Consider the following 12,872-nt stretch of genomic DNA (forward strand, 5'->3'; position numbering starts at 1 on the left):
GGCTCAGTCCGGACTCACGCGCTCAGAGCGCAGCGGCGAGAACCAGGCCAGGAGCGCGGCGATCGCGAAGATCACGGCGACGGCGACCAGCATCCAGCGGTCGCCGACCAGGGCGATCGCGGCGCCGCCCGCGAGCGCGCCGATCGCGGCCGCGGTGCGGTTGACCGAGCGGATGTTCGCATTCACGCGGCCGAGCAGGCGGTCGGGGGTGACCGTCTGCCGTAGGGCCATCTCGTTGGCGTTCTCGACACCGCCGGCGAGCCCGTGGAGCGCGAGAGCGATGAAGAGGAGCACCGCTGCGGCGGGGACCCCGGCCGCCACCGCGGCGAGCGCCCATGCGATCGGGTACATCGCCCGCGCCAGGATGATCGTCCGGCCGATGCCCAGCCATCCGCCGATCCGAGCCGCGAACGTCGCCCCGACCAGCGCGCACGATCCCGCCACCGCGAGCAGCAGGCCGAACGTGAACGCCGTGAAGCCCAGCGAACGCAGCGCCAGCAGCGAGAGCACGGTCAGGGCCACGCCGTTGGCGAAGAACCACACGTGCGTCGACACGGCGAGCGGACCGAGCGTGCGGTGCGCGTACGCCCACCGCAGGCCCTCACGGATCTCGCGGCCGAGATGCCGATCGCCCCGCCGCTCGCGGGTCTCCTCGACGCGGATGCTCGCGTTCAGCGCGGCATCCACGATGTAGCTGATCGCGTCGACGAGCAATGCGATCGGCGCACCGAGCAGCGCCACGAGCCCGCCACCGAGGGCCGGACCGAGCGTCTGAGCCGCGGCATCGGTCTGATCGAGGCGCGCGTTCGCGATGACGAGCCGGGAACGGGGCACGAGCCGGGGGAGGAACGACTGCGTCGCCGCGAAGCCGAAGACGGAGAACGCACCGAACAGCAGCAGGAGTGCGACGAGCATCCAGATCTGGAGCGCGCCGACGAGCCACAGCACGGGGATCGCGCCGAGCGACACGGCCCTCCCGACGCTCGCCCACACGAGGATCGGGCGGCGACGCCACCGGTCGGTGTACGCGCCGGCGAAGAGCCCGAGCACGGCGTACGGCACGAATTGCGCGGCCCCGACGAGGCCGACCTCGAACGGCGTGGCGTGCAGCAGCTGCACCACCAGCACCGGCATCGCGACGGCGGTGACCGCCGTGCCGAACGAGCTGATGGCCGCCGCGCTCCAGAAACGCGCGAACGCCGACCGGGGAGCAGGCTCGCGCCCGCCGGGCACCGGATCTGTCACCACCGCCGGTCCGGCGACGTCACCCCCGTCCACGAGGCGCTCGTCATGCCCCAGGCGGGCCGTCGAGCACTGTCGGGACGTACTCGAGCAGCTGGATGCGCCCGTCGAACGTGCGCGCCTCGACGAGGTCCAGGCGCACGTCGGGATAGCCGTCGAAGATCCGGTCCTGTCCGGTTGCGCCCGTGATCACCGGGAACACGCCCACGCGGTAGCGGTCGACCAGCCCCGCGAGCAGCAGCGACCGGCAGAGGGCGACGCTGCCGAGCGTGCGCAGCGGCCGGTCGGATTCCTCCTTCAGCCGTCGGACGAACTCGACCGCATCCTCGCGCACGAGCGTGGAGTTCTCCCACGTGAGCGGCTCCTCGAGAGTGGACGAGAAGACGTACTTCCAGATGCCGCCGAGCATGTCGGTGCCCTCCTCCCCGCCGGCGGTGAGCTCCGACATGAGGCGGTACGTGGTCGCCCCCATGAGCAGCGGATCGTCCTTGTCGGGCGACTCGGCGAGCCAGCCGAGATACTCGGGACCTTCCATCCCCCAGAACCCCGGCCACCCCTCCGCGGCGCCGTAGCCGTCGAGCGAGATGATGAAGTCGACCGTCACGGTCTGCATGGGACTCTCCTTCGTGTCCGGTTCTCTCCGCGTTCTGCGGGAGTTCTTTTCTCGAGCGGATGCCTCGCCCCGAGCCTATGCGCCGGCTCCGCGCGACGACACCCCCGCGTCGCGAACCCGACCCCATCGCGGAATCGGGGCCGGTCTGACATGATTTCTCCCACCGCAGATTGGAAGCTGTCGTGAAGCAGCCATCCGAGGGTTCTTCACCGGTCGCGCCGATACCCCGCTACCGGCGGACATTCGCGGGGGTGCTCGGTGGCCTTGTCGGCCTGCTCGCGCTCAGCGTCATCGCGGGGGTGCTGGTCGTCGCGCCGCTCGCGCCGGCCATCGCGATCAGCGGGCACGCGGCCAGCAGCGCGGTGTCGCTGTTCGACAACATGCCGAGCTACCTCGAGATCGATCGCCTGATGCTGCCGACGACCATCTACGCCCGCGACCCGTCGACCGGGCAGGACGTCGAGCTGACGTCGTTCTACGACCAGAACCGCGAGCCCGTCGCCTTCGACCAGGTGTCGCTCGTCATGTATGACGCGATCCTCGCCTCCGAGGACCCGCGGTACTACGAGCACGGTGGCGTAGACATCCTCGGCACCACCCGCGCCCTGATCAAGAACGCGCAGGGCGGCCAGACGCAAGGCGGTTCCTCGATCAGCCAGCAGTACGTGAAGAACGTGCTGGTCCAGCGCTGCGAACGCGACGCGGGGACGGTGTACGAGACGAACGAGGCGGGTGAGGCGGTCGTCGACGGGGACGGCGCCCCCGTGGTGAAGTCGACCCGCGACCAGGTGCTGCAGCAGTGCTGGCTCGACGCCACGCAGGCGGACGGCGTCGAAGGCTACGAGCGAAAGCTCCAGGAGATCCGCTACGCCGTCCAGCTCGAGCAGAAGTATTCGAAGAACGACATCCTGCTGGGCTATCTCAACATCGCGAACTTCGGCGGCACGACATACGGCATCGAAGCTGCAGCACGCTACTACTTCAGCACCACGGCATCCCGGCTCACACTGACGCAGGCGGCGACGCTCGCGGGCATCGTGCAGAATCCCAACACGTTCCGGATCGACCGACCGCTGGGCTCGATCTTCGGGGGCGACGGCACCAGGTACAACAAGGCCGCCGACGGATCGGTGGACGACGTGACCCCCGGCACCCTGGCGGGGCTCGACACCCTCCTCGCCGACGGCACCATCACTGCGGAGCAGTACCTCGCGGCCGGCGACGCCTACAGTGCGACCAAGGGCAGGCAGCTCTACGTGCTCGACCGGATGCGCGAAGACGGTCGCATCACCGCCGACCAGTACGTCGCCGCGGCGATCGAGCCGATCACTCCGGCGTTGCAGCTGCCCCCGACCAGGTGCGGGTCCAGCGCCGCCCCCTTCTTCTGCCAGTACGTGGTGAACACCCTGCGCCTGGACCCGGACTATGCCAGCGCGTTCGGCGAGACGGCGGAGGACAGGCAGCGGTCGCTGACGCGCGAGGGCCTGAACATCTACACGACGCTCGATTGGAGCCTGCAGAACGCGTCGCAGGACGCCATGCACCGGTACGCGCCCGAGACCGTGGCGGGCATGTCGTTCGGGTCGGCGTCGGTCAGCATCGAGGTCAACACCGGGCGCATCCTCGCCATCAGCCAGAACAACCGATTCACGGAGGACCGTGATCTCGCCCTCACGGACCCGGTGTACAGCTCGCTCGTCTACGCCGGCGACACGATGCACGGGGTCTCGACCGGGTTCCCAACCGGATCGACCTTCAAGCTGTTCACCCTCGTCGACTGGCTCGAGACCGGGCACACGCTCTCCGACACCGTGAACGGCACACTGCGGGCCATCCCCCGTCTTCGGGACCGCTGCGCGGGCACCTGGGTCAACCGCGAGAACCACGTCGTGCGCAACTTCGGCGGCGCCGCCGGATACGTGGGAACACCGCTGCAGTTCACCGCCCAGTCGCTCAACAGCGGCTTCCTCGGCATGGCGGAGCAGCTCGACATGTGCGACATCGAGAACGTCGCCGCTCGCATGGGCGTCACCCGCGGCGACGGCACGCCCGTGGATCTCGACGGCGCCTCCTCGATCATCGGCACCAACAACATCGCCCCCGTCGCCATGGCCGGGGCGTTCGCGACTGTCGCGAACGGCGGCGTCTACTGCAAGCCGCGCGTGATCGAGCGCGTGGTCAACGCCGACGGCACCGAGCTTCCGGTTCCGGGGAACCGCTGCTCGCAGGTCATCAGTCCCGAGGTGGCGGCCGCGACCGCGTTCGCGCTGCAGGGCGTCATGCGCCCGGGCGGCACCGGCGCGGGCGGCAACCCGAACGACGGCACGCCGATGCTGGGCAAGACGGGAACGCACGAGAACATCCAGACGTGGCTCGTCGAGTCGAGCACGCGCGTGACGACCGCCGTGTGGGTCGGGAACACGACCGGCTACGGGGACGTGTTCCGGGCCTTCTACAACGGCCGGGCACTGTCGACGATCCGCCTGCCGATGACCCGCGACATCCAGGCGGCCGCGAACCAGCTCTACGGGGGCGGTGGCTTCCCCGCTCCTCCCGCCGACCTGGTGCGTCGCGCCGCCCCGCCGCCGCGCCCGGGTCCCGCACCGGCTCCGGGCCCGGACCAGCCCCCGGCCGGGGACGGCAACGGGAACGGGAATGGGAACGATTGACCTTCGTCACCGATTCTCGACAGACGATTATCGATTAGTGTAATCTCGCGCTCGTTCCGTCATCGTGCGCTGAGGTGCGCACGCGTCGGACCAACCCCATGCACGAGCACCGCGATGCCGCGGTCACTCACAGAAGGGCTGGAACCTCGCGATGAAGCGATTCTTGTCAACACTCGCGCTCGTGGGCACGCTGATCGCCGCAACGGCGACCGCTGCCCACGCAGCGCCCGATCCTCGATCGGCGTCCGTGGAGATCTACGTCGCCACCGACGGCGACGACCATGCCGACGGCTCGATCAGTGCGCCGTTGCGCACCCTCGAAGGCGCGCGCGACGCGATCCGCGCACTCAAAGCCTCGAGCGGGCTGCCGGACGGCGGGGTGACGGTGTCGCTCCGCGGCGGCACCTACGCCCGGACGGCGGCGTTCGAGCTCGGGGCGGGCGACTCCGGCACGGCGGACGCGCCGATCGTCTACCGCTCGTACCCCGGCGAGACCGTCACGCTGACCGGCGGCGTGCAGCTGGACCGCGCCGGCTTCGAGACCGTCGCCGACGAGACCGTGCTGTCGCGGATCGTCGACCAGTCCGCCCGCGGCAAGGTGGTGGCGATCGACCTCGCGGCGGCGGGGATCACCGACTACGGACAGCTCAGCCGCCACGGCTACTGGAAGGCGAACGACGTCAGCACGGTGCCGCCCATGGAGCTCTACGTCGGCGGCGAGGGAATGACCCTGGCCCGCTGGCCGAACGGCGACGGCACCGTGAAGATGGGCGAGATCCTCGATGCCGGACCCACCCGCAAGGACGCCGACCTGCAGGAGCGGGGCGGCACCTTCAGCTACACCTACGATCGTCCGAGGCACTGGACCCAGGCCGACGACATCTGGCTCGACGGCATCTTCGGCTACAGCTGGGAGTGGTCGTACAACAAGATCGAGTCGATCGACCCCGAGGCGAAGACGATCACGCTGCGCTACGGCGAGATGTCCGGCCTGATGAAGACGTGGTTCGAGGACTTCCACTTCGCGGAGAACCTGATCGAAGAGCTCGACGCGCCCGGCGAGTACTTCATCGACCGCGAGACCGGAAAGCTGTACCTGGTGCCGAACCAGGCGTTCCTGGGCGGCGCCGCCGCCACCGTCACGATGCTCAAGGAGCCGATGCTCCGCACCGACGGCACGTCTCACGTGTCGTTCCAGGAGCTGGTGCTCGAGTACGGGCGCGCGAACGCCGCCGTGATCCTCGGGGGCAGCCACGTCACGATCGAGCGCAGCGACATCCGCAACTTCGCCGACGGCGGTGTGCTCATCAACTCCCCGGGTCGCTACACCTACGACGGCATCCCGGTCAATCGCGGCGGGCGGGACCACGCCGTGGTCGACTCGCACCTGCGTCACATCGGCGGCGTGCCGGTCGTGCTGCAGGGCGGCGACAAGACCACCCTCGAGCCGGGTCGCAACCGCGTCGAGAACTCGCACATCCACGACTTCGCGTACTACCACAAGGCCTACAACCCGGGTGTGATGTTCGACGGGGTCGGCAACATCGCCCGCAACAACGAGATCCACGACGCCCCGCACCCGGGCATCATCGTGCACGGCAACGACCACCTCATCGAGCGCAACGAGATCTACGACGTCTGCAAGACCTTCCAGGACCTCGGTGCCATCTACATGAACGCCGGTTCCACCCCGCAGCAGCGTGGGACGGTCATCCGGCAGAACTACTTCCACGACACCGGAATCGGGCGGCTCGGGGTCGAGGGCATCTACCCCGACAACCTCACGATGGGTCTGACCATCGAGGAGAACGTCTTCTACCGGATGGGCAACGACGCGATCAAGAGCGGTTCGGGCGATCACATCACCGCCCGCAACAACGTGTTCGTGGACACCCATGTCCCGTACGACAACTATGAGATGTGGATGGGCGACCAGCCCGGCAACACGGTCGACACCTCGTACATGCCGGGATGGGTGAAGCTCTTCGAGGACAACAACGGGTTCGCCGGTACGCCCTACGCGCAGAAGTATCCGGAGCTGCTGACGTTCTTCGACGAGAACCACTACTTCCCGGCGAACAACGTGTTCGAGCGCAACGTCACCTGGAATCCGACACTCACCCGCTCCGGCCAGGTGAACGCGCACGGTGCTCGCGACGTGAAGAACCTGATGAACTACGCCGACAACTGGGTCGCGAGCGAGGACCCCGGCTTCGTGGACTGGCGGGCCGGCGACTTCCGGCTGCGGGAAGGCGCCCCGGTGCTCGAGCGCATCCCGGGCTTCGCGGCGATCCCGTTCGAACTGATCGGCACGCAGGGCAAGGTCGGCCTGCCCCACGGCCCGGACTCGGTCGCGCTCGAGAGCGTGCACCTGCCCGCTCCTCAGCTGACCGTCGACCTCGGCAAGACGGTGTCGTTCGGCGCCGAGATCGTGCCGTGGAACGCCTCGAACGGCGCCGTCGAATACGCGTCGAGCGACCCGACAGTCGCAAGCATCGACGCCTCCGGGACGATCACGGCGCTGACGCCGGGCGAGACCGTGATCACCGTGACGTCGCAGGCGGATGCGACGATCTCCGACCAGGCGGTGGTCGTGGTCGCCGACGGCGACGGGATCATGCACGCGACCGACTTCGAGTCGGGCTCCAACGGCTGGCCCGTCGATCCGAATCGGGCCGTCGTGGCGGACGCCGACGGCGAGCACTGGTATCGGATCAAGGGCGGGGCGAACTCGCAGCTGCCGCGGAGCTTCACGGACTACGTGCTGGACTTCCAAGTACGCACCCCCGCGCTCGTTCCCGAGGGCGGGATCATGCTGATCTACGACCGGACCGGACCGACGCCCGGCGGATACGTGCGCTACCGGCACACCGAGGCAGCTCCGACCTGGACCGTCTACGGGCCGCAGTGGCAGATCCTCAGGGAGGTGAAGCTGCCGGCGGGCTCGGGCTTCGAGCCGAACACCGTGTACGACGTGCGCCTCGTCGTCAAGGGATCGGGCGTGCAGGTGACCGTGGACGGTGAGACCGTCATCGAGGGACCGAACCCGTCGGCCACCGGGTCGGGCAAGGTCGGCTTCTACGTCGAGAAGTTCACGGCGCTCGACTTCGACGACGTGCGGTTCTCGATCGTTCCCACCGCGGTGACGGGCATCGAGGTGTCGCCCGAACAGGCCACCGTCGAGCCGGGCGAGCGGGTGAAGCTCTCGATGTCGGTGACTCCCTCGGACGCAACGAACCCGCGGGTCGCGTGGACCTCGGACGCTCCCGAGGTCGCAACCGTCGACGAGTCGGGCGTCGTGACCGGACTCGCTGCCGGCCGCGCGACCATCACGGCGACCTCGCAGGCGAACGCCACGATCTCGGCGTCGTCGACGATCGAGGTGCGGGCGGCGCAGCATCCCACGATCGATCTCGTCGGCGAGCTCGTGAGCCCTGAAGGGTGGCCGCCGTCGGATGCGGTCGACTTCGCGGAGGGCACGCTGCGCATCGACGGCGAGGGCGTCTACGGCTACTCGGAAGGCACCTTCGGGAGCGGGCTGCTGAAGTTCCGGGCGACGGTCGACGGGTTCGACGGCGGCTGGTACGGCTTCGCCGTGCGCTCCGACCGCGCGGGCGATCCGGCGTGGGTGAACGGCAACAAGGGGTATCTGGTGGTGATCAAGGAGGACACGATCGAGTTCCAGAGCTGGAAGCCCCAGCAGACGATGCTCGACGTGATCCCGAACACCGCGATCACGGCCGGCGAGGAGCACGAGCTCGAGTTCGGCGCGGTCGAGGTCGACGGGGGCACGCGGCTCGTGCTGCGCGTCGACGGGCGCACCGTGTGGAGTGCGCTGGACGCCGGCGCGTCGAACCCGATCGCCGACGAGGGATACCTGAACGTCTACCACTACGTCGAGCAGAACGCCCTGCGGCTGCAGCCCGTCGCCATCGACGACGGCGCGACGGCCGCCCCGGGCCGAGGCACGCTGTCGAACACCAGCGGGTGGGAGACCGGCCTGCACGACGGCACCTACGACGTGATGATGAACCTCTGGTGGGGGACGCCGGGCAGCATCTTCCGGCTCTACGAGAACGGCGCCCTCGTCGCCACGAAGGTGCTGGAGCGGACGGGAGGGATGTCGCAGACCGCAGGCGTATCGTTCAGCGGCAAGCCGAACGGCACCTACGTGTACACGGGCGAGCTCGTGAACTCGAAGGGAGTCACGGCGACCACGTCGACGACGGTGAAGGTCGTCCACGCGGCGCCGGCGGTGCCGGTGGTGTCGCACGACGATCACGACCGGGACGGGACGTTCACCGCGACGGCGAACCTGTGGTGGGGAACCAACGCCACCTCGTACCGGTTCGAGCTCGACGGGGCAGTCGTCGGTGCGGGTGAGCTGGCTGCGGCGACCCCCGCCGCGCAGACGGCGTCGGTGCAGCTGACGGGCGTCGCACCCGGCGAGCACACGCTGGTCGCGGTGTTCGCGAACGCGAACGGCGACACGGCGTCGAAGCCGGTGAAGCTCACCGTCCGGTAGGTCCGGCGTCGCGGGGGAGGGAGCGCGTCGAGCGCGCCCTCCCCCGCGTCGTCCTTCCGGCCGGTCGGGATCTCCCGGCAGGCCGCTTCAATCGAAGTACTCCCAGTTCCCTTCGGAGATCACCTCGACGGTGCCGTCGACGACCGAGATCGCGGTCTGCTCGTCGATCGCGTACGCCGGCCCGGCGATGGTCGCCGCCCACCGATGTGCACTCTCGGTGCTGTTCGACGACCAGCCCGGGTAGTCCAGGTGCGGGAAGATCGAGAAGTCCACGACGCCGAGCGTCTCGTCGGTGCCGTCGGGTCGCCAGTCGACGAACTGCCGTCCGATGCGCGGCGTCATCACCATGCTCCCGGCGCTCACGCCGACCCACACGGTGTCGGTGAGTGAGGGGAGCAGGTCGGCCATCCCCGACTCACGCATCCAGTGCGCGAGGTACACCGCCTCACCGCCGTCGACGAGCAGGACGTCCGCGTCACGCACCCAGGGAATCCAGCGGTCCTCGCCGATGGTCGGCAGTGCGGTGAGCTCGAGAGTCCCGATCGACTTCCATCCCAGGTCGACCAGTCCGACCTCGTCGTCCCATCGGCCGGCGACGGTGCGCCACACGGTCTCGGGCGAGCACATCGGCTGCCCCCATTGCGCCGTCGGCACGAGGAGCGCGTTCGATTCTTCGATCGGCCGGCCGAGCAACCCGACCAGAGCGGTGCGGATGCTGTCGTTCGTGACGCCGCCTGAGGTGAGGAGCAGCTTCATGTCGCTTCTATCCGAAGTCGCCCGGGGCCATGTCGGTGAAGCGGGAGAAGTGGCCCTGGAACGCCACGGTGATCGTGTCGGTGGGGCCGTTGCGATGCTTGGCGACGATGAGATCGGCTTCGCCGGCTCGCGGCGAGTCCTTCTCGTACGCGGCCTCGCGGTGCAGCAGCACCACCATGTCGGCGTCCTGCTCGATCGAGCCCGACTCACGAAGGTCGGACAGGGCCGGCTTCTTGTCGGCGCGCTGCTCGGCACCACGGTTCAGCTGCGACAGCGCGATGACCGGCACGCCCAGCTCCTTCGCGAGCAGCTTGAGGGCACGCGAGAACTCCGAGACCTCCTGCTGACGCGACTCGACGCGCTTGCCCGAGGTCATCAGCTGCAGGTAGTCGATGACGACCAGCTTGAGGCCCGCACGCTGCTTGAGCCGGCGACACTTCGCGCGGATCTCGACGAGCGTCATGTTGGGGCTGTCGTCGATGTACAGCGGCGCGTCGTTGATGCGGCCGCGGGTCGCCGCGACGGTGGTCCAGTCGCGCGAGTCGAGCGTGCCCTTGCGCATCGACTGCAGCGGGATCGCCCCCTCGGCGCTGAGCAAGCGCATCGCGATCTCGCTGCGGCCCATCTCGAGCGAGAAGAAGATCGTCGGCATGTTGGCCTTGATCGCGGCCGAGCGTGCGAAGTCGAGCGCGAGCGTCGACTTACCCATCGCGGGTCGCGCGGCGATGATGATCATCTGGCCCGGGTGCAGACCGTTGGTCAGAGAGTCGAGGCCCGAGAAGCCGGTCGGGATGCCTGTCATCTGGCCGTCGCGTCCGCGCGCGGCCTCGATCTCCTCCACCGCGGCATCCACCGCGATCGTGAGCGGCACGTAGTCCTCGGCCTGCTCCGCCCCGGTCACCGAGTAGATCTCGGCCTGCGCGTTGTTGACGAGGTCGAGCGCCTCCCCCTGACCCGAGTACCCCATCTGCACGATGCGGGTGCCGGCGTCGACGAGACGACGCAGCAGCGCACGCTCCGAGACGATCGAGGCGTAGTAGCCGGCGTTCGCGGCGGTCGGCACGATCGAGGTGAGGGTGTGCAGGTAATCGGCGCCGCCGGCGCGCTGCAGCTCGCCCGTCTTGATGAGCTCGTCGGTGACGGCGACGACATCCGTCGGCTCACCGTGCGAATACAGGGTGAGGATCGCCTCGAAGATCAGCTCGTGCTTGGGCACGTAGAAGTCGGTGCCGCGCAGTGTCTCGATGACGTCCGCGACGGCGTCCTTCGAGAGCAGCATTCCGCCCAGTGCGCTCTGCTCGGCGAGCAGATCGTGCGGGGGAGTGCGCTCGAAGTCGCGAGGGCCCCCCATGCGCTCTTCGGAGATGTCGGCGATCGACATAGGCTGCGCGTCCTCCCTGCCGTTGGTCACATCATCCGAGCTCTCTCGGCGGTATCGGGGCGGCTCGCCGAGTGGGCGCGCCTGGGCACGAGCGAGCAGCGAGATGCCACGGCATCTCGCCCCCCGCTTGATTCCGTCGTGCGATTGCGGCCGCCGTCGCGTCTTTCGAACCCAGCACGGAGGCGCGACGCCCGAGTGGGCCGCACCCCACGCTAAGGATGGCCTCCGACAGTCGCAACACACCCTGTGGATAACTTTGTGGAGAGTCGGGGAGAAACGCCGTCGCTCCTGTGAACAACCCCTGTGGAGAACTCACCGCCCTTCTGGGAGTTATGTCGCGGAAAATGCCGCTGACCAGGGCCTGCCCAGTCCACAGCCTGTGGAGAGAGATGTGGTTGAAGTCAGGGTTGAAGGTTTGCTCGCCAACACCGTCCTGTGCACAATCGCCCCTCAGGTGCGCGGCCTCCTGACGCCGTCCGGACAAGGGGACTCGCCGTCCAAAATGGTCTGGACAGACCGAATCGGCCAGGAGTAGCCTCGGGGGTCCAGGCACCCTCACGCACGATCCACCCGGAACGTGCGGCTCTTTCGTCGTGGGAGGTGAACGTGGAGATCGCAACCTCGCAGCTGCCGAGGATCGTGCGGCTGGCCCTCATGGGGGTCGCGACCGCGTTCGCCTGGATCGTCGTCTCGCTGGTCCTCGGCCTCGGCCTCGGACAGGCGCACGCCGACGAGCCTGACGATGCGGGAGCGCTCGGGGGTGCCCTCGGCGCCGTGACCTCGCTGGTCGACACGACCGCGTCGACGGTCACCGGCACCGTCTCGACCGTCACGACCGGCGTGAGCAGCGCTGTGAACAGCGTGGTCGCCGCCGCGCCCGATCCCGTACACCAGCCGGTGAGCCAGGTCGTGCAGGCCGTCGGCGCCGTCGTCACGACGGTGACCCAGCCGGTGTCGGAGGCCGTCTCGGGCGGTGTCGTGAGCGAGATCACGAAGCCGGTCGTCGACATCGTCTCCGAGGTGCCGATCGTCGGCGGGATCGTCTCGGGCGTCGGCCTCGACGACGCCGTCACCGACCTCGGCGGCACCGTCGACACGACGCTGGGCGGCCTCGTCGGTGCCGTCGACGAGACGGGCTCGACGATCGGCCGGCCGCCGGCGACCGGCCCGGTTCTGCCCGCCCTTCCTGCGATCCCACAGCTTCCGGGCCTCCTCGGCAGCTCGGCCGAGTCCTCCGCGCCGACCGCGATCGCACTTGTCGCCGCGCGGACGGATGCTGCCGCCACCCTCCTCAGGACGACAGCGGGTGCGTTCGGCCACTGGGCCGCGGCATCCGTCTCCGAAGCGGCCACGCGCGCCGCTCTCGTCACGTCTTCCGCAGCGCTCGTCGCAGGCGGACTCCTCGGCTCTGCAGGCGGACTCTGCCTGTCGATCGCCTCCGCGGGACCCGGTGGTGCGGGTCCCGGCGCCTGGGCGCTCGCCGCCCTCCTTCCGCTCGTCGCACACCGTGCCTGGGTGCGCCGAGCCGGACCGGAGGACGAGCACGCGTTGCCCGCGCCTGCAGGCTCCACCGACGTCTCCCCCGACTGATCGGCTCGCCGCCGCTTCTGCTCACCCGAGCGTGAGCGGCAGAGCATCAGCGCGCCCTCCGCGCTGAGCAGCGCGGCCCTTCCGCGCTGCGAATCG

7 protein-coding genes are annotated in these 12,872 nt (G+C 69.1%); 3 read left to right on the forward strand and 4 right to left on the reverse strand.

From position 1 onward, the window contains the following. Positions 1–3: 3 nt before the first annotated feature. Complete coding sequence (locus tag J2Y46_RS04260; protein ID WP_310240439.1) at positions 4–1,278, reverse strand: MFS transporter; 1,275 nt, start codon at positions 1,276–1,278, stop codon at positions 4–6. Positions 1,279–1,288: 10 nt separating this feature from the next. Then, entirely contained in the window at positions 1,289–1,855 is a 567-nt protein-coding gene (locus tag J2Y46_RS04265; protein WP_310240441.1) for a dihydrofolate reductase family protein, read from the reverse strand. A gap of 251 nt (positions 1,856–2,106) precedes the next feature. Here J2Y46_RS04265 and J2Y46_RS04270 point away from each other — a divergent pair, with 251 nt between their 5' ends. Next, entirely contained in the window at positions 2,107–4,524 is a 2,418-nt protein-coding gene (locus tag J2Y46_RS04270; protein WP_310240443.1) for a transglycosylase domain-containing protein, read from the forward strand. A 181-nt stretch (positions 4,525–4,705) separates the two neighbouring features. Further along, positions 4,706–9,049, forward strand: coding sequence for an Ig-like domain-containing protein (locus J2Y46_RS04275; RefSeq protein WP_310240445.1), 4,344 nt, complete (start codon positions 4,706–4,708; stop codon positions 9,047–9,049). An 87-nt stretch (positions 9,050–9,136) separates the two neighbouring features. On the opposite strand, the gene J2Y46_RS04280 is transcribed toward J2Y46_RS04275, so the two are convergent. Both J2Y46_RS04280 and dnaB read right to left on the reverse strand, forming a co-directional pair. After that, the gene (locus tag J2Y46_RS04280; protein ID WP_045301887.1) at positions 9,137–9,805 is read right to left on the reverse strand and encodes a Type 1 glutamine amidotransferase-like domain-containing protein; all 669 of its coding nucleotides are present in this window, start codon (positions 9,803–9,805) and stop codon (positions 9,137–9,139) included. A gap of 7 nt (positions 9,806–9,812) precedes the next feature. Continuing rightward, entirely contained in the window at positions 9,813–11,186 is a 1,374-nt protein-coding gene (gene dnaB, locus J2Y46_RS04285) for a replicative DNA helicase (RefSeq protein WP_116195182.1), read from the reverse strand. 606 nt (positions 11,187–11,792) lie between these two features. Between dnaB and J2Y46_RS04290 the strand changes: the two genes are divergently transcribed. Beyond that, positions 11,793–12,776 carry a hypothetical protein gene (locus tag J2Y46_RS04290; protein WP_310240447.1) on the forward strand — a complete coding sequence of 328 codons (984 nt, stop codon included), beginning with the start codon at positions 11,793–11,795 and terminating at the stop codon, positions 12,774–12,776. The last annotated feature ends 96 nt before the right edge of the window (positions 12,777–12,872 follow it).

Source organism: Microbacterium sp. BE35, from assembly GCF_031457705.1.
Classification (GTDB): Bacteria; Actinomycetota; Actinomycetes; order Actinomycetales; family Microbacteriaceae; genus Microbacterium; species Microbacterium trichothecenolyticum.